The organism is Bradyrhizobium sp. Rc3b (genome assembly GCF_900114915.1).
Taxonomy (GTDB): Bacteria; Pseudomonadota; Alphaproteobacteria; order Rhizobiales; family Xanthobacteraceae; genus Bradyrhizobium.
The window spans coordinates 41242-59071 of sequence record NZ_FOUS01000008.1; the positions used below are offsets into that span (position 1 = coordinate 41242).

Sequence of the window (17830 nt, forward strand, 5' to 3'; positions counted from 1 at the left end):
GGGGAGCAGACATGAGCATTTTCGGGAAAATCATGAGCGCGATCTTCGGCGGCCAGCCGGCTTCCGCCGCGCCCGCCGGTGGCGCGGCGCCGGGCAGTGCGCCCGCAGGGGCCGCGCCTGGAGCGTCGGCGCCGGCTTCCGCGCCCATGGCCGCGGTCGATGTGGCGGCGATCGTCGACAAGGCGGTGGCCGCGCACAAGGGCGAGAAGCTGGAATGGCGCACCTCGATCGTCGACCTGATGAAGGCGCTCGACATCGATTCCAGCCTCGCTGCGCGCAAGGATCTCGCCAAGGAGCTCGGCTACAGCGGCGACATGAACGACTCGGCCAGCATGAACGTCTGGCTGCACAAGCAGGTGATGTCCAAGCTCGCCGCCAATGGCGGCAAGCTGCCGCCTGAGATCAAGCACTGACCTCAAGCACTGACCGAATGCCGGTCGTGCCGCAGGGGCCCGCGATCGCGCGGGCCCTTTTTGCTTTCAGCCGACTAGATCCGCATTCTCCGGATGCCTGTCGAGATAGTCGACCACGAAGCCGCAGCCGGCGATCACCTTGCGGCCGTCGCGCCGGATCAAGTCCAGCGCGCCCTTGATCAGCTCGGAGGCGATGCCGCGGCCGCGCAGCGCGCGGGGCGTCTCGGTGTGGGTGATGATGACCGCCGTCGAGGTCAGCCGGTAATTGGCGAAGGCGACCTCGTTGCCGACATCGAGTTCGAAGCGCCTCCTGTCCTTGTTGTCCCGTACCGATGCCACCATGCAAGATCCTTCCGACGTGGGTCTTAGGCGTTGATCTAGGACCGTCCCGGTCCTTGGCAAGGCGCGGCCATGGGAGCTTGCCGCACGGCAGATATCTGCAAACGCGCGTGCCTGTAGCTGCAGTGCAGTATGAGAAGCCACCCTTGGTGAACACCACGCCGGCTCCAATAATTACCGGCGCCGCTCTTGCAAGTTCCACGGCGGCTCCCACGTCCTCTCAAGGACATACGCCCGAATGCGGCCGGCAGGGTCGCTAGACATTCGGAGTGTCATGATTGCCAGCCGCAGACGTATGCCTCTTTGGAGGAGGTTACGATGTCGGACTTTGGTTTCTTGAATACTCATCGGACATGGGAAGACTGGTGCGGGATGCTGCTCGGCGCGCTCATCGTGGCTTCGCCGTGGTTTCCCGTCCAGGATCCGGCGATTGCCGGGCACCCGACGGCGATCCTGAATGCGGTCGCAATCGGCCTGGTCGTATTTGGCATCAGCCAGCTCGAATATGTCGCCTTGCAGCGTTGGCAGGAGGTGACGACGATCCTCGTCGGACTGTGGCTCATAGCCTCGCCTTACGCCCTCGGCTATTCCGCTGACGGCTTTCTCCGCATCTACCACACGAGCCTCGGCGCGGCGGTGGTGCTGTTGGGCATCCTTCAGCTGTGGCAGGACTGGGATCTGAATGATCAGGACATGCTCAAGCACGGACGATAGGCCGTAGCTGTCGGCAGGCCCGCTGGCTACGGGCGGCGGGCCTGTGCTCTCACCTCGCCACGAGGTCCGCATAATCCGGATGTTTTTCGATCCATGCCTTCACGAACGGGCATTGCGGGATCAGCTTCAATCCGGCGGCGCGGACCTGGTCGAGCGCGCCTTGCACCAGCTTCGAGCCGACGCCCTTGCCGCCGAGCTCCTTTGGTACGTCGGTGTGCTCGAACGTGATGACGCCGCCGTCGAGCTTGTAATGCTCGGTCGCAACATGGCCCTCGACCTCGAGCTCGAAGCAGTGATGGTCCTTGTTGTCGATGACGTCGCTCATGTCGTCGCACCTCCAATTGCGATCCTCGCGCGAAGCGGTAACGCGCGGTCAGGTCGCCTGGTTTCAGTAGCTGAGGTCGTTCGGTTCAATCGGCCGCTTTGGCGAGCCTGGAATCTTCGGGCTGCTGCGGCGGACGCAGGCATCCCTGGCAGATGACCAGGGAGCGGTTGACCCTGGCATCCTGCTCGGCCTCGCTGCCGTCCTGCGCTTGCCACCACTCCTTCGAATGGGGCTGAAGTCCGGCTTGCGAGCCGTTCCGCTCGGATCGGGCCGAGGTCCGCGCTGGCTGTGCTGCTGCCCGCTGCCGATTGGGATCCTCGCCGGCGCCATCCCAGGCATAACGTGCAGGCTTGAACGCGGGATCGGAGGCCAGATGCGCCTGTGGCGCCACGGCGCATCCGGCGAGCGCCAGCGACAACAGGAGGAAGGCGGGCGCTTTGACCATGATGCGACACTCTGTACGCGAGAACTGAGGAAGGGTGCGCCGATCATGTTTAAAATTTTCTGAACGATTGCGGCCGCGCCGGCGACAAACGCGCATGCGCTATTTGATGCTTCTGCTCGCTCTGTTCGCCTCCGCCGCGCGCGCCGAGGATGCAAAGCCGTTCAATCCCTCCGACTATCCGCCCGGCGTGCAGAAGGCAGTGCGCTACGCCAATGAGGAATGCACCAGCCAGGACGGTGGCGAGGTGACCTTCGCGCCCGATACGGTGCGCAAGATCGACCTGACCGGTGACGGCCGCGACGACTACATCGTCGATTTCCAGGACACCAAATGCGGCGATCGCGAGACGACCTATTGCGGAACTGGCGGCTGCGTCATCAACATCCTGGTGACGCTGCCGGACGGCAACATTCGCCCGGTGTTTGACGGCTATGTCCTCCGCTACAAGATCATGGCCCCGCCGATGAAGCGCGGCGCTGCGCGCACCGTCCGCTTCGATCTTCATGGCAGCTTCTGCGGCGGCTTTGGCCCGCAGACCTGCGTCAAGCAGAAGGCGATCACGGCGACGCCGTTTGCGTTCAAGCAACCGTAGGGGAGCCGTGCATCCGGCGGCCTTGCAGGGGCGCGGGCGATGGCGATAAATGGGCTGCAATGAGCCGGCGGCCAGCGCGCCGTCCGCCCTCGAAGAGGAATCCCCATGCAGCCCCTGCGCATGTCGCGCCGCGTCATGAATCTCGCTTACATGCTGACCCAGAATGCCCGGCGACATGGCGCGCGTCCCGGTTTCGTCTGGGGGGACAAATCCTGGAGCTGGCGGCAGATCGATGCGCAGGTCTCGGCGTTGGCCGCAGCGCTCGCCGCGCGTGGCATTGCCAAGGGCGACCGTATCCTGGTCCATTCCAAGAATGGCGACGAGATGTTCTTCTCGATGTTCGCCGCGTTCCGGCTCGGCGCGGTCTGGGTGCCCACCAATTTCCGCCTGATGCCGGATGAGGTCACCTATCTCGCAGAGGCCTCCGGCGCCAAGGCGTTTCTGTGCCATGTCGATTTTCCCGAGCATGCGGCGGCGGTGAAGGGCGGTGCGCTGGAGTTCACCTGGAGCGTCGACGGCAAGGGCGCGTTCGGCGAGCGTTCGGTTGCTGAGGCCATTGCCTCGCAGGCCGGCGCCAATGTTGCGAATGTCGCTGTCGAGCATGACGATCCCTGCTGGTTCTTCTTCACCTCGGGCACCACCGGCCGCTCCAAGGCCGCGGTGCTGACACACGGCCAAATGGGCTTTGTGATCACCAACCATCTCGCCGATCTGACGCCCGGCGTCACCGAGAATGACGCCTCGCTGGTGGTGGCGCCGCTGTCGCATGGCGCCGGCGTGCATCAGCTGGTTCAGACCGCGCGCGGCGTCTGCACTGTCTTGTTGCCGACCGAAAAATTCGACATCAACGAGGCGTTCCGCCTGATCGAGACGCATCGGGTCGCCAATCTCTTCACGGTGCCGACAATTTTGAAGATGATGGTCGAGCACCCCGCCGTCGACAAATACGATCACTCCTCGCTTCGGCACGTGATCTATGCGGGCGCGCCGATGTATCGGGAGGATCAGAAGACCGCGCTGAAGAAGCTCGGCAAGGTCATCGTGCAGTATTTTGGCCTCGGCGAAGTCACCGGCAACATCACCGTGCTGCCGGCAGCGCTGCACGATCCCGAGGACGGCCCGCACGCGAAGATCGGCACCTGCGGCTTTGAGCGCACCGGCATGCAGGTCTCGATCCAGGACGACGAGGGCCGCGAGCTCGCGGCCAACCAGAGCGGCGAGATCTGCGTGATCGGGCCGGCGGTGCTCGCCGGCTATTACGACAATCCCGAAGCCAATACGAAGGCGTTCCGCAACGGCTGGTTCCGCACCGGCGACCTCGGCCACATGGACGAGGAGGGGTTCGTCTACATCACCGGCCGCGCCTCCGACATGTACATCTCCGGCGGCTCCAACATCTATCCGCGCGAGATCGAGGAGAAGATCTTGACTCATCCCGCGGTCGGCGAGGTCGCCGTGCTCGGCGTGCCCGATCCGACCTGGGGCGAGGTTGGCGTCGCCGTCTGCGTGGCGCGCGAAGGTGCGAAGGCGGTGAGCGAGGCCGAAATGGCGGCGTTCCTTTCGCCGAAGGTGCCGCGCTACAAGATGCCGAAGCGGTTCTTCTTCTGGGAGGCCTTGCCGAAATCCGGCTATGGCAAGGTGCCGAAGCGCATGGTGCGTGATGAGCTCGAGGCGCGCGGGCTGCTCGATCTCGACAAGACGAAGGCGGGCTGAGCGCAGGTGATGCGGAATATCAAGCAGCCGGGCGCGCCCATCGCGGAACGCATTCAATGGGTGGAGGCGAGGGGGCGCGCCTTCTCGTTCACGCTTCAGGCAGGTCTGCCGCTGCTGGAAGCCGCGCGGCGCGGCTTTGCGGCCGAAGGTTTTACGAGCGGCGTGCTGAACTTCAGGCAGGGCGCGCTCAAGCCTTTCGCCTATGTCATGCCGGCGCTGTCGAAGACTGGCGAGAATGCGGCGTTCTATAGCGACACGTACCGGCCCGGCGGCGTGACGCGCACGAAGCTCGGCTCCATGACGCTCGGCACGCGCGACGGAGCGCCGTTCTTTCACTGCCATGGGCTGTGGACGGAGGCGGGCGGCAAGACCAGCGGCGGCCACATGCTGCCAGACGAGACTGTTGTCGCCGAACCGTTCGAAGTCGACGCCTTCGGCATTGACGGCGCGATGTTCACCGCCGAGCCCGATCCCGAGACCAATTTCAAGCTGTTCGGGCCGGTGGCGGCTGCGAGCACCGGCGCGCGCACCACGAGCCGCGCCTTCGCGCTCCGGCTGCGCCCTAATCAGGATTTTGCCGGCGCGCTCGAAGAGTTCTGCCGTGCGCACGGCATCGCGGGCGCGAAGATCCATGGCGGCGTCGGCTCGACCATCGGCGCCCGCTTCACCCATGGCGGGGTGACCGAGCCGTTCGCGACTGAGCTTGCGATCACCGCCGGGACGATTGCACCCGGACCCTTTGGCGCGCTCGAAGCTTCGCTCGACGTCGCGCTGATCGATTACACTGGCGGCTTGGCCGAGGGGCGCCTGGTCCGCGGCGACAATCCCGTGCTGATGACGATGGAGCTGGTGCTGGAGGCGCTGGACTAGGCTGCGAACGGGGCTCGCGCCGGGATCCCCTGCCACTTGCGCGGCATCATTGTTCCCGTTACGTTCCGGCTTGGAATGCCGGTGGCGGAATGGACGGAGAGGCGGCTATGAGCCGGCGAGGTCATCGCACGATCAACCTGCCGGCGCCGTATCTGAAGCGGATCTGGCTCGACCCGTCGAAAGTTCACGATCGCGAGGCTTATCCGTTTTGCCTGCCCATCTTCCCGGATGATTTCGAGCTCAGCTTCGACACCGCCATCACGATCATCGTTGGAGAGAACGGCACCGGGAAGTCGACGATCCTCGAAGGCATCGCATCGCTCGCCGGCTACGACGATGCCGGGGGCGGCAAGGGCTACATGCCGGTCGATCATTCAGAGGCGCGCGAGAAGATGGGCGGCCAGCTCGGCAAGGCGCTGCGCGCGAGCTGGCTGCCGAAGATCAGCAATGGCTGGTTTTTTCGTGCCGAGAGCTTTTTCTCGGTCGCGCGGTATCTGGACAAGGCCGCGCGTGATGCCGGCCAGGTCGGTCCCGATTTCCTGTCGCACTCCCACGGCGAAGGCTTCCTGCGCTTTTTCGAGGAGCGCTGTCAGCGCCAGGGCATCTTCATCTTCGACGAGCCGGAATCGGCGCTTTCCCCGGCGCGCCAGATCGAGTTCTTGAAGCTGCTGCGACGCATGGAGGATTCCCGGATCTGCCAGGTCATCATGGCGACCCATTCGCCGATGCTGATGGCTTATCCGAATGCGCGGCTGCTGCGGCTCGGGAAATACGGGCTGGAGCCGGTGACGGTCGAGGAGACGGATCACTACCGGCTATTGCGCGAGTTTTGTTCGGATCCGCACGGGTTCGTCGAGGCGACGCTGGAGGAATGAATGTACCATCCGGTGCTCCTTCGCGCGGTTTCCCGTTCTCGCGGCACATCGTGCCCGAGTTTTGCTTCAGTTGCCGCCCTCAAAAGTGCCGAGGGCGCAGGGAAGGCCGGGTGCCGGCTGGCACCCGCGGTCCACTGTGCGAAAGCGTGTGCTTAAAAAGCTGCACAGCGGCATACAGGTGAAGCCAAACATCCGGCCTTCCCTGCGCAGTGGTTTTACGGCTTATGTCGTGATCTCCCCGGGGAGCGATGCACTATTGCCCCCGTCGCCTTGCGGATGGCTGATGCGCGCGCCCGGTCGGGCCGCAACATCACCGCAACACTTGGCGCACAGACCCCGGGCGCCAGGACCACACGATTTTGCCGTACGCAGGCTGCACCGGTCGTGTGCGCGTTAGTCCTTGCTCACGGTGTGACCCGCCCTGCAAACCACCTTCGCGCCGACGCAGCCCGCGTCCACCACGTCCCATCCCGCGTGTCGTGACGATCGCGATGCGCCCCTCGGCCGGGTTGGGATGCCCTTCTATACGATAATCCGAAGTTCTGATAAAGAGAAATATTTCGGTTCGGTGGCGTTGACCGCCGGGTCGCGCAACAGCTTGTGGGTCGTGCCGAGCTCCGCCGCAACGGCGCCACGAACCGGTCTCCCCTCGGCCCCAAAATGCGCTAGGATGACCGCAGCGCGCATTCCAAGTCGCGCACGATCAACTGGACGTATGAGGAAACGAGATGAGGGTGACGATTGGACGGCGCACGGCCATGGCTGCGGCGCTGGCTGTGGTTGGGGCGGCAGGCTTGACGGCGACCTTGGGTCCGGTTTTTTCACCGGCGGCCTGGGCGCATGGGCCGACCCGGCAGAAGGTGCGGGAATCCATCGAGATCAACGCGCCGCAGGACAAGGTCTGGGCCGCGATCCGCAACTTCCAGGACATGGGCTGGCTTCCGCCCGTCACCAAGACCACCGGCGAGAAGGGCAACGAGGTCGGCGCGACGCGCCAGCTGACGCTGACGGGCGGGGCGACGGTCGATGAGGAGCTCTACAAATACGAGCCCGACATGATGAGCTATTCGTACCGGATCACCAAGGTGGACGTGAAGGTGCTGCCGGTGACCAATTATTCCTCGACGTTGACGGTGTCGCCGGCTTCGGACGGCAAGTCCAAGCTGGAATGGGCCGGGGCGTTCTACCGCGGCTTTCCCAACAACGATCCGCCGCCGGAGCTGAGCGACGAGGCCGCGGTGAAGGCCGTGAGCGGGCTCTACAAGACCGGCCTCGAAGCTCTGAAGAAGAAGATCGAGAGCGGTAGCTGACCGTGCGGATGCTGGTTCTGGCGGCGCTTGCCGCCAGCCTTTGTCATGCCAGCCTCGGCAGCGCCGCTGCCGAGGAGGCGTTCGTCACCAACCAGCTCAGCGACGATCTGATGGTCGTGGATCTCGCCACTTCGCGCAGCGTCGCGACCATCCCGATCGGCGGCAAGCCGGCGGGCGTTGCCGTCAGCGCCGACGGGCGCTTCGCCTATGTCACGAGCCCGGATGCCAAGGCGGTGACGGTGGTGGACGCCGCAACGCGGCAGGTGACGGGGCGGATCGAGGTCGGCGGCGGGCCGCTCGGCATTGCGGTCGCGCCCGATGGCAAGTCCGTCTATGTCGCGGACTGGTACGCGGCGGCGGTGCGGGTGATTGATGCCGCCTCGCGCAGCGTCACCGCCAGCATCGCGGTCGGGGCCTCGCCGTCGGGGCTTGCGGTGACGCCCGACGGCAAGCTGCTGCTCTCGGCGGACCGCGATGACGACAGCGTCTCCGTCGTTGACACCGCGACGCGCCAGCGCAAGGTGACGATCAAGGTCGGCACCCGTCCGTTCGGCGTTACCATCGATGCCGACGGCAAGTACGCCTACACCGCCAATGTCGGCTCCGACGACGTCTCCGTGATCGACATTGCAGAAGGGCGCGAGATCGGCCGCGTGCCGGTCGGCATGCGCCCCTATGCGGTGGCGCTGGCGCTAGGCCGCGGCTTCGTCACCGACCAGTATGGCGGCACCGTCAGCGTGTTCGACATTGCGAGCCTGAAGCCGATCAAGCGCATCAATGTCGGCGACTACCCCGAGGGCATCAATGCGACCGCCGACGGCAAGCGCGTCATCGTGGCGTGCTGGGAAAGCAACACGCTTGATATCATCGACGCAGCCGAGCTGAAAGTGATCGGCGAGATCAAGACCGGCGATGGCCCAAGGGCGTTCGGAGCGTTCCTGCGCAAGACGGAGTAGGGTGTGTAGGGCGGATTAGCGCAGCGTAATCCGCCATCTTGCATCGGCGATCGATCGGCGGATTACGCTGCGCTAATCCGCCCTACGATTGCACACCGCGTCTGCAATCTCCCCCATCCGCTCAAACACGTGATCCGGCCCCAGCGCCCGCAGCGCTGCCGGTGCCGCATAACCCCAGCACACCGCGCCGCAGGCAATCCCGACGCTGCGCGCTGCCTCGATGTCGCGCACCTCGTCGCCGATCTCGATGACCTGGCCGGGCTCCACGCCGGCGCGGCGGATGACGCGGCGGAATTTCGCGGGCTTGCCGAACAGCGAGGCCGAGCATTCGAAATGCGAAAACAGCGCGGCTGCCTCGCCGAGTTTTTCGCGCGCATTGTCCTCGCTGTCGGACGTCACCAGCGCGAGCTGCACGCCGTTGTCGGCCAGCGTCCGCAGCATCGTCTCGACGCCCGCAAACAGCGAAATCTCCGCTGCCGCCTCCGCCTTCAGCCGCCGCGCATGCCGCGCGATCGCCGGCAGCTTCCACAAGGGCACCTCGAGCCGGGTGAGGATGTCGCGGCTCGAAGCATGCCGCAGCGGCTCGATGTCCTCATCCGCAACGCGCCGAAAGCCGAAGCGGTCGGCGACGTCGTTGATGGTGCGCAGGAACCAGGGAAAGCTGTCGGCAAGCGTGCCGTCGAGATCGAAGATGACGAGGGAGTAGGGCATGGAGGAGGGGTGGTCGAGCCAAGTGGCCGGATGTTACAAGCGTGAAACAGGAAGACACAGATGCCGGTCGATCAGGTCCAACTTAGCAAGTTCCTCAGCTTCGTGCTGAGACACAAGCCCGACGAGATCGGCTTGACGCTCGGTGCCGAGGGTTGGGTCAATATCGACGAACTGGTTGAAAAAGCCAATGCGGCGGGGACGACGTTTGACCGCGCCGACCTGCTCGGCGTCGTCGCAAGCAGCGACAAGAAGAGATTCTCGTTGTCAGCGGACGGGCTGATGATCCGGGCTGCCCAGGGGCACTCCGTAGCGGTGGAGCTCGGCTTGCCGCCGCAAGAGCCGCCTTCGATCCTGTACCACGGCACGGCGACGCGGTTCGTCGATGCGATCCTCGCCGAGGGCCTGAAGCCGCAGGCCCGCCAGCAGGTGCATCTGTCCTCCGACGAGGCGACGGCGCAGCGTGTCGGACAGCGCCACGGCAAGCCGCACATCTTCAGGGTCGATGCGGGCGGCATGCATGCGAAGGGGCTCAAGTTCTATCGTGCGGACAACGGAGTGTGGTTGACGGACCATGTGCCGCCGGAATTTCTGAGCTGAGCGGGCATGAGCGTTCGGAACGCCGCTGCGCCGTCTTCCGGGTCACGCGCTAGGACTTCCAGATCGTCGCCTCGGTCCATCCGAGCTCCGCGAACTCGGCGGCTCTGAGCGGCGCCTCTCCCGCCGCGAAGAACTCGTCGAGCTGGGGCGGGGCGACGCTGGTTGCGGACAGCATGGCGTGCGCCTGTCCGCGGTGATGGATCTGATGCTGGAACAGATGCATCAGCAGCCGGTCGCGGCGTTCGGTCTGGACGCTGGTGTCCCGGTTGATCCGGACAAGGCCGTCGAGCAGCTCGGGCGTGAGCGCGTCGCAGATGGCCAGCAGGCGCTTGTCCATCGCGGCCTGGGCAGGCCTCAGTTCGGAAACCGTGGGGTACGGCACCTCGTTCGCCCAGGCCCGTGGTCCGAGCCAGCCGCCCTCCAGTGCATCTAGGTAGAAGAGGTCGATGACGTAGATGTGGTTCAGCGTGCGCTGGATGCTCGGGAAAAAGCCGGTGCGGTGGGCTTCGAATTCCGACTGGCTCAGCGCGGCACAGGCGGTTAGCAGGCGATGGTTGGCCCAGGCATTGTTGTAGGCGAAGGCGCGGTAAGTTTGAATGAGGCTAGCGGACATGTCGGTTTTCCTCCGAGATCAGCGCCAAACCGCCTGCACGTTTGATTCTACGAGCTTTCGCTGGATCGAAGTAGCCACAAGACCTGGTCACGGTATTGGGTGGGAAACATGATCGAAAGCGGATGTTGCTCCGATTTCGACATCTTGCGGGCGGCGCTGTTCAGTATGGCAACGTAGACAATCGCGTTCCGCACATCGTCAACGAGCGGCGCGTCGTCGTGCTTCACGAGTACCCGCCCGGTTGGCAGCCAGGATAGATCGCAGATGCACTCCTCGAGCGCATCCCAATTTCCTCCAAAATAATCCGGAAATCTGAGCTGTGTCGCGATTGCGGCTAGAAGCGCCGTTTTGTGTGCGATGTTCCGGGGGACGTTGGCGCGTACGGTCACGTCAGGAGATGCGCCATCATCTCCAAATTCGAAGCCGTACGGCATTGCGTCGTCCTACTCCGCCGCCTCGCTCGTGCTCCGCCGCTTCGGCTTCCCGGCCTTCTTCAGCACCGGCGCCAAAAATTTGCCCGTATAGCTCCGCGGCGCTTTTGCGATGTCTTCCGGGGGGCCCCAGGCGACGATCTCGCCGCCGCCGTCGCCGCCTTCGGGGCCGAGGTCGATGACCCAGTCGGCGGTCTTGATGACTTCGAGATTGTGCTCGATGACGACCACCGTGTTGCCCTGCGCGACCAGCTCGTGCAGCACCTCAAGCAGCTTCTTGACGTCGTGGAAGTGCAGGCCGGTGGTGGGCTCGTCCAGGATGTAGAGCGTGCGGCCGGTGGCGCGCTTCGACAGCTCCTTTGCCAGCTTGACGCGCTGGGCTTCGCCGCCGGACAGGGTCGTCGCCTGCTGGCCCACGTGGATGTAGTCGAGGCCGACGCGGTGCAGGGTCTGGAACGTCTCGCGCACGCGCGGGACCGCCTTGAAGAACTCGGCGGCTTCCTCGACGGTCATGTCGAGCACGTCGGCGATGCTCTTGCCCTTGAACAGGACCTCCAGCGTCTCGCGGTTGTAGCGCTTGCCCTTGCAGACGTCGCAGGTGACGTAGACGTCGGGCAGGAAGTGCATCTCGATCTTGATGACGCCGTCGCCCTGGCAGGCCTCGCAGCGGCCGCCCTTGACGTTGAAGGAGAAGCGGCCGGGCTCGTAGCCGCGCGCCTTGGACTCGGGCAGGCCGGCGAACCATTCGCGGATCGGCGTGAAGGCACCGGTGTAGGTCGCCGGATTCGAGCGCGGGGTGCGGCCGATCGGCGACTGGTCGATGTCGATGATCTTGTCGATGTGCTCGAGGCCCTCGATGCGGTCATGCGGGGCGGCGCCCTCGCTGGCATTGTTCAGCTTGCGGGCGATGGACTTGTAGAGCGTGTCGATCAGCAGCGTCGACTTGCCGCCGCCGGACACGCCGGTGACGGCGGTGAACAGGCCGAGCGGGATTTCGGCGGTGACGTTCTTGAGATTGTTGCCGCGCGCGTTGACCACCTTGATGGTGCGACGATGGTTCGGCGGGCGCCGCTCCGGCACCTCGACCTCGAGCTCGCCGGTCAGGTACTTGCCGGTCAGCGATTTCGGGTTGCGCATGATCTCGGCGGGCGTGCCTTCGGCAATGATGTTGCCGCCATGCATGCCGGCGCCGGGGCCGATGTCGAGGACGTGGTCGGCGAGCAGAATGGCGTCCTCGTCATGCTCGACCACGATCACGGTGTTGCCGAGGTCGCGCAGTCGCTTGAGGGTGTCGAGCAGGCGCGCGTTGTCGCGCTGGTGCAAGCCGATCGAGGGCTCGTCCAGCACGTAGAGCACGCCCGTCAGGCCCGAGCCGATCTGCGAGGCCAGGCGGATGCGCTGGCTCTCGCCGCCGGACAGCGTGCCGGAGGAGCGGGACAAGGTGAGATAGTTGAGGCCGACGTCGAGCAGGAAGGTGAGACGTTCGCGGATCTCCTTGAGAATGCGGCCGGCGATCTCGTTCTGCTGCGCGTTCAGCGCCTCCGGCACGGTCTCGAACCATGCGCCGGCGCCCTTCACGGACAGCTCGGAGATCTCGCCGATATGCTTGCCGCCGATCTTGACGCAGAGCGCCTCGGGCTTGAGCCGAAAGCCCTTGCAGCCCTCGCAGGGCACGTCGTGGAAATACTTCGCCAGCTCCTCACGCGCCCACTCGCTCTCGGTCTCGCGGTAGCGGCGGTTGATGTTGGTGATGACGCCTTCGAACGGCTTCTTGGTGTCGTAGGAGCGCACCCCGTCCTCGTAGGAGAACTTGATCTCGTCCTCGCCGGAGCCGTGGAGGATGGCGTTCTGCGTCTTCTTGGCCAGGTCCTTCCACTTGGTGGTCAGCGTGAACTTGTAGTGCTTGCCGAGCGCGGTCAGCGTCTGCACGTAATAGGGCGACGACGACTTGGCCCAGGGCGCGATCGCGCCCTTGCCGATCGCGAGCTCCTTGTCGGGGATGACGAGGTCTTCGTCGACATGCTGCTCGACGCCGAGGCCGCCGCAGGCCGGACACGCGCCGTAGGGATTGTTGAATGAGAACAGGCGCGGCTCGACCTCGGGAATGGTGAAGCCGGAGACCGGGCAGGCGAACTTTTCCGAGAACAGGATGCGCTCGGGGCCGCTCTTGTCGTGGATCTTCGCCGTCTTCTTTTTCTCTTCCGCGGGCGCGGCCGCGGGTGCGTCGGCGAACTCGACGACGGCAAGGCCTTCGGCGAGCTTCAGCGCGGTCTCAAAGCTCTCTGCGAGGCGCTGGCCGATGTCGGCGCGCACCACGATGCGGTCGACCACGACGTCGATGTCGTGCGGGAATTTCTTGTCGAGAACAGGCGCTTCGGCGAGCTCATGGAAAGTGCCGTCGATCTTGACGCGCTGAAAGCCCTTCTTGAGCCATTCGGCGAGCTCCTTGCGGTACTCGCCCTTGCGGCCGCGCACGACGGGCGCGAGCAGATAGAGGCGGGTGCCCTCGGGCAGCGCCAGCACGCGGTCGACCATCTGCGAGACGGTCTGGCTCTCGATCGGCAGGCCGGTCGCCGGCGAATAGGGCACGCCGACGCGCGCCCAGAGCAGGCGCATGTAGTCATAGATCTCGGTCACGGTGCCGACGGTGGAGCGCGGGTTCTTCGACGTCGTCTTCTGCTCGATCGAGATCGCCGGCGACAGGCCGTCGATCTGGTCGACGTCAGGCTTCTGCATCATCTCGAGGAACTGGCGCGCATAGGCCGACAGCGATTCGACGTAGCGGCGCTGGCCCTCGGCGTAGATGGTGTCGAAGGCGAGCGAGGATTTGCCGGAGCCGGAGAGGCCGGTGAACACCACCAGCTTGTCGCGGGGAATCTCGACGTCGATGTTCTTGAGGTTGTGCTCGCGCGCGCCACGGATCGTAATTGCGCGCAGGCTGGAGCCCGCGTTCTGTTGTTGGCGCTTCGCCTTGATCACTTCATCCATCCGAGTTGCCCTCAAGGAATCCCATGGGTGCGCGACCGCGCCAATAAAAAAGGCGCGCTCGCCCGGAACCGGGATCGGCGCCGATGGGGTTGTCAGCGAACGTAGGAAGAACGGAGACGGATTTCCAGTGGGACTTGCGAATCGTCAACGGAATGTTGGCGCGCTGGCGGCATCTGGCAGCAGGAGCTTTTCGGAACTGCGCGGCAAGGTGCCGCGAAAACAAAAAGGCCGGCGCAAGGCCGGCCTTTCGTGACGATGGGACGTCGGTAGCGATCAGGACTTCAGATCAATACCGGGCGACCACGGGGCCGCCGAAGGTGTAGTTGAGGCGGACTGTGCCCATGTCGACGTCCTGCTTGATCCGGTCGATGCGGTCGTTGACGCCGAGGATCGTGAACGAGTTGTTGCGCTTGCCCATGAACAGGTGGTCGTATTCGATCGCAACAGACCAGTTCGGTGCGAAGCCGAATTCGATGCCGGTGCCGACCGCGCCACCCCAGCGGGTCTCGCTCGCGCTGTCGAGGACGACGCCACCCAGCAGACCGTTATATTTGGCGTGCGTGACGGCCGCGCCACCCTTCACGTACCAGAGCACGTTGTTCCAGGCATAGCCGACCTGGCCGGTGAACAGGCCAATTGCGTCGATCTTGGTCTGGTTGACCAGCGGGCCAAGCACCAAGCTCGTATTCGAGCCCTTCAGGTTGGCCCAGTCGCCCTGAGCTTCGAGGCCGAACACCCAGTTGGCCGACTGCCAGCGATAGCCGACCTGGCCGCCGACGACGCCGCCGGTCGCATTGTGACAGCCTTCAGCCGTGTCCGGACCGGCAATGCCGAAGATATTGTTGACGTCCCAGCAGTTGCGGCTCGAGGCGCCGCCGCCGTTGATACCGATGTAGAAACCGCTCCAATTGTACACCGCGATCGGCGCGACCGGAGCCTTGGTGTAGGGGCGGGCCGCCAAATCGGCCGCCGAGGCGGGTGCCAACGCGCAAAGTGCGAACAAGCTGGCCGAAGCCAGCAAAAGCTTCTTCATATCCATTCCCCAGTTCCGTTTCTCTTTCTGACCTTCCGAAAAGCGGAAGAGCCAGCGGACCTATGACCCGATTAATGTCATTGCTTTACACCATTAAAGCCAAAGGTTGTGTCACCCGGGGGCCACATCTCTGCGAAAACGCGAGCGGGCCGGTTGGCGCGCAAAAAACAAAAAGGCCGGCGCGAGGCCGGCCTTTCGCAACGCGAGGCGTTGAAGTGTAGCTTAGTACTTGGCGACCACGGGGGCGCCGAAGTGATAGTTCACGCCGACCTGCACGGTGTGGAAGTTGAGCGTGCCGGTGGTGACCGGAGCGCCGAGACCGGAGAAGTAGGTCTCGCCGCCGAGGCTGCGATAGAGGTACTCGCCCTTGACCGACCACTGCGGAGCGAAGAACGCCTCGACGCCGGCGCCGACGGTCCAGCCCGAGTGGAACTTGCTGTCGGAGACGGTCACGCCGAGCGCGCTGACGCTGACCTTGTTGTCGATCCAGGCGTAACCACCGGTGCCGTAGAACAGCACGTTGTTGACGGCCCAGCCGATGCGGCCGCGGACGGTGCCGAGCGCGTCGGTCTTGGACGACACGGTGATGCCGAGAGCAGTCGCCGAGGCGCTGACGTCAGCCCAGGAACCATCGGCCTCGATGCCGAACACGACGTTGCCGGCCTGCCAGTTGTAGCCGGCGGTGCCGCCGACGAAGCCACCCTTCATCTTCGGGTCGCCGGAAGCGTTTTCCCAGGCGCCGCCACCGACGATACCGAGATAGAAGCCGGTCCAGTTGTAGACGGCAGCCGCCGGAGCGATCGGAGCCTTGGTGTAGGGGCGGGCTGCGAGGTCGGCCGCCGAAGCGGGCGCAGCGAGAGCGAACAAACAGGCCGAAGCCAACAAAACCTTCTTCATTTTCAACTAATCCCAGTCCCAGTTTCTGTTGTTGCCTTCCTGACCGGAAGGGCAGCGGACTCAACGGCCCAACTAATGCCGTGCTTACACCACTAAAGCCGCAAGTTGTGTCTCCGAAAAGCCACAGCAGTCGAAAAGGTGATGGTTACTGACTTATTGCTTCCGTTTCACGTCGCGCCAAACGAAAAAGGCCGGCGCGAGGCCGGCCTTAGACGTCAATGATGTCAGAGGGATATCAGTACCGCGCGACGCCCTGCGCACCCCAGTTGAAGTGATAGTTCACGCCTGCCTTGACCGTGTGGACGGTATCGGTCCACTCGGACCGGTTGGTCACGACGGGGCTGTACTGAATCGTGCTCTTGCCGAAGTCGATATAGTTGTATTCGACCTTGGCCGACCAGTTCGGAGCGAACATGTATTCCGCGCCGGCGCCGACGGTCCAACCCCAGCGGGTGTTGTTCTGGATGAAGACGTTTCCGGGGACGCCATCGTAGCGATGCTGAATGTCGCCGACCGCAGCGCCGCCGCTGACGAAGAAGAGAGCGGGGCCGGTCGAGTAGCCGAGACGGCCCTTGATGTCGCCGAAGCCGCGGATTCTCGTGAAATAGGTGTCGCCGAGGCCGGCATTGATCTCGGCCGAACGACCGTTGATGTCAGCCCAATGATAGTCGCCCTCGATGCCGAACACCCAGTTGGCCGCCTGCCAGTTGTAGCCGACCACGCCACCGACAAAGCCGCCGGTGGTGTCGTAGTTCTGACTTCCCGCAAAGAGCGCCGTATTCGGACCGCCAAAGAAGGTTTCGTCGCTGCGGCCCCAGGCACCGCCGCCCTGCACACCGAGGTAGAAGCCGGTCCAGGTATAGATCGGAGCGGGGGGCGCGACCGGCGCCTTTGTATAGGGACGCGCTGCGAGATCCGCAGCACCGGCCGGAGCCGAGAGGGTCAGCGCAACCGCGCCGGCGAAGCCAAACAAAATCTTCTTCACTGTAATCTCCCCAGTCGTGTCCGCCTCTCTGAGTTCCCCAAGGCGGACGATCAGGCGCGAGGCCCATTGCATCAATTCCAGGCACGACGATAGCTCGATTCTGCGGCAGAGTCCGTGCCCGGAGTGCAACAGTTGGATGTAATCGACCTACCTCTAACTTAATGAATGTTAAGTAGTTTTTGGCGTTCACGGGAACCCGATTTGGTTCCATCCCGATTGCCATCGCAGCGCCATCTGGATGCCATCGCGTCTCCACATTGGCGGCGATTTCTGGAGGAACAAATCTGGAACAGATCGCCGGTCGGTGCTATATGTGGGGATAACCTCGGGGGTGATGGGCTGATCAGCCCCTGCAAGCGTATAGGGTCGCCTTAACAGGGCGCAGAGGAACGCGGGCAGCGCGCTCGGCCTTAGGAAATTCAGTGGCATTCGGAGTGGAGAGCGGCGATGGCGGGAAGCGTCAACAAGGTCATTCTGGTTGGAAATCTCGGCAAGGATCCTGAAATCCGCCGCACCCAGGACGGGCGGCCGATCGCGAATCTGAGCATCGCCACCTCCGAGACCTGGCGCGACAAGAACAGCGGCGAGCGCAAGGAAAAGACCGAGTGGCATCGCGTCGTGATCTTCAATGAAGGGCTCTGCAAGGTCGCCGAGCAATACCTGAAGAAGGGCGCGAAGGTTTACATCGAGGGCGCGCTCCAGACCCGCAAATGGACCGACCAGAGCGGCGTCGAGAAGTACTCGACCGAGGTCGTGCTCCAGGGCTTCAATTCGACGCTCACGATGCTCGATGGCCGTGGCGGCGGCGGAGGAGGCGGCAGCTTCGGCGACGAGCCGGGCGGCGATTTCGGCTCCTCCGGTCCAGTCAGCAGCGCGCCGCGCCGTCCCGTCGCCGCCGGCGGCGGTGGCCGCAACAGCGACATGGACGACGACATCCCGTTCTGAGAACGGACCGGACGATCAGGGGGCGCTGCCGGCTGAGCGGCGCCTTCTCATTTCGTGTCAGCAAACCTTACTAATCGG

The 17830-nt window shown here is 64.3% G+C and carries 20 protein-coding genes; 10 read left to right on the forward strand and 10 right to left on the reverse strand.

Annotation, left to right across the window (positions count from 1 at the left end; all coding sequences use genetic code 11):
* Window positions 1-11: 11 nt before the first annotated feature.
* Window positions 12-413, forward strand: coding sequence for a DUF3597 domain-containing protein (locus BM190_RS19460; protein WP_026201930.1), 402 nt, complete (start codon window positions 12-14; stop codon window positions 411-413).
* A 66-nt stretch (window positions 414-479) separates the two neighbouring features.
* Here BM190_RS19460 and BM190_RS19465 read toward each other — a convergent pair whose 3' ends face one another.
* Complete coding sequence (locus BM190_RS19465; RefSeq protein WP_092257868.1) at window positions 480-755, reverse strand: GNAT family N-acetyltransferase; 276 nt, start codon at window positions 753-755, stop codon at window positions 480-482.
* 315 nt (window positions 756-1070) lie between these two features.
* Between BM190_RS19465 and BM190_RS19470 the strand changes: the two genes are divergently transcribed.
* Window positions 1071-1466, forward strand: a complete 396-nt coding sequence (locus BM190_RS19470; protein WP_026201931.1) for an SPW repeat protein — start codon at window positions 1071-1073, stop codon at window positions 1464-1466.
* Between the two features lie 49 nt (window positions 1467-1515).
* Here BM190_RS19470 and BM190_RS19475 read toward each other — a convergent pair whose 3' ends face one another.
* Together BM190_RS19475 and BM190_RS19480 are read right to left on the reverse strand one after the other, a co-directional pair.
* Window positions 1516-1791, reverse strand: a complete 276-nt coding sequence (locus BM190_RS19475) for a GNAT family N-acetyltransferase (RefSeq protein WP_092257871.1) — start codon at window positions 1789-1791, stop codon at window positions 1516-1518.
* Window positions 1792-1876: 85 nt separating this feature from the next.
* Entirely contained in the window at window positions 1877-2236 is a 360-nt protein-coding gene (locus tag BM190_RS19480; RefSeq protein ID WP_092257874.1) for a hypothetical protein, read from the reverse strand.
* Window positions 2237-2330: 94 nt separating this feature from the next.
* On the opposite strand from BM190_RS19480, the gene BM190_RS19485 reads away from it, so the two are divergent.
* From BM190_RS19485 to BM190_RS19515, 6 genes are all read left to right on the forward strand, one after another.
* Complete coding sequence (locus BM190_RS19485) at window positions 2331-2828, forward strand: hypothetical protein (protein WP_092257877.1); 498 nt, start codon at window positions 2331-2333, stop codon at window positions 2826-2828.
* A gap of 105 nt (window positions 2829-2933) precedes the next feature.
* Window positions 2934-4541, forward strand: coding sequence for an acyl-CoA synthetase (locus BM190_RS19490; protein WP_092257880.1), 1608 nt, complete (start codon window positions 2934-2936; stop codon window positions 4539-4541).
* Window positions 4542-4550: 9 nt separating this feature from the next.
* Complete coding sequence (locus tag BM190_RS19495; protein WP_092257883.1) at window positions 4551-5411, forward strand: PCC domain-containing protein; 861 nt, start codon at window positions 4551-4553, stop codon at window positions 5409-5411.
* A 107-nt stretch (window positions 5412-5518) separates the two neighbouring features.
* Window positions 5519-6286: an AAA family ATPase gene (locus BM190_RS19500; RefSeq protein WP_092257886.1), complete on the forward strand. Its 768-nt coding sequence runs from the start codon at window positions 5519-5521 to the stop codon at window positions 6284-6286.
* A 728-nt stretch (window positions 6287-7014) separates the two neighbouring features.
* Entirely contained in the window at window positions 7015-7596 is a 582-nt protein-coding gene (locus tag BM190_RS19510; protein ID WP_092257889.1) for an SRPBCC family protein, read from the forward strand.
* A 2-nt stretch (window positions 7597-7598) separates the two neighbouring features.
* Complete coding sequence (locus BM190_RS19515) at window positions 7599-8552, forward strand: YVTN family beta-propeller repeat protein (protein ID WP_092257892.1); 954 nt, start codon at window positions 7599-7601, stop codon at window positions 8550-8552.
* 72 nt (window positions 8553-8624) lie between these two features.
* Here the strand turns inward: BM190_RS19515 and BM190_RS19520 are convergent, their stop codons facing one another.
* Window positions 8625-9263: an HAD family hydrolase gene (locus BM190_RS19520; protein ID WP_092257895.1), complete on the reverse strand. Its 639-nt coding sequence runs from the start codon at window positions 9261-9263 to the stop codon at window positions 8625-8627.
* A gap of 60 nt (window positions 9264-9323) precedes the next feature.
* On the opposite strand from BM190_RS19520, the gene BM190_RS19525 reads away from it, so the two are divergent.
* Window positions 9324-9860, forward strand: a complete 537-nt coding sequence (locus tag BM190_RS19525; RefSeq protein WP_092257898.1) for an RNA 2'-phosphotransferase — start codon at window positions 9324-9326, stop codon at window positions 9858-9860.
* A gap of 49 nt (window positions 9861-9909) precedes the next feature.
* On the opposite strand, the gene BM190_RS19530 is transcribed toward BM190_RS19525, so the two are convergent.
* From BM190_RS19530 to BM190_RS19555, 6 genes are all read right to left on the reverse strand, one after another.
* Window positions 9910-10473, reverse strand: a complete 564-nt coding sequence (locus BM190_RS19530; protein ID WP_092257901.1) for a DinB family protein — start codon at window positions 10471-10473, stop codon at window positions 9910-9912.
* 47 nt (window positions 10474-10520) lie between these two features.
* On the reverse strand, window positions 10521-10907 hold the full coding sequence (locus BM190_RS19535) for a barstar family protein (RefSeq protein WP_092257903.1): 387 nt from the start codon (window positions 10905-10907) through the stop codon (window positions 10521-10523).
* 9 nt (window positions 10908-10916) lie between these two features.
* A complete protein-coding gene (gene uvrA, locus BM190_RS19540; RefSeq protein ID WP_092257906.1) occupies window positions 10917-13892 on the reverse strand; it encodes an excinuclease ABC subunit UvrA in 2976 nt (991 codons plus the stop codon).
* A gap of 286 nt (window positions 13893-14178) precedes the next feature.
* Entirely contained in the window at window positions 14179-14925 is a 747-nt protein-coding gene (locus BM190_RS19545; protein WP_092258599.1) for an outer membrane protein, read from the reverse strand.
* Window positions 14926-15147: 222 nt separating this feature from the next.
* A complete protein-coding gene (locus BM190_RS19550) occupies window positions 15148-15822 on the reverse strand; it encodes an outer membrane protein (RefSeq protein ID WP_018317911.1) in 675 nt (224 codons plus the stop codon).
* A 235-nt stretch (window positions 15823-16057) separates the two neighbouring features.
* A complete protein-coding gene (locus tag BM190_RS19555) occupies window positions 16058-16807 on the reverse strand; it encodes an outer membrane protein (protein WP_018317912.1) in 750 nt (249 codons plus the stop codon).
* A gap of 447 nt (window positions 16808-17254) precedes the next feature.
* Between BM190_RS19555 and BM190_RS19560 the strand changes: the two genes are divergently transcribed.
* Entirely contained in the window at window positions 17255-17752 is a 498-nt protein-coding gene (locus tag BM190_RS19560; RefSeq protein WP_018317913.1) for a single-stranded DNA-binding protein, read from the forward strand.
* The last annotated feature ends 78 nt before the right edge of the window (window positions 17753-17830 follow it).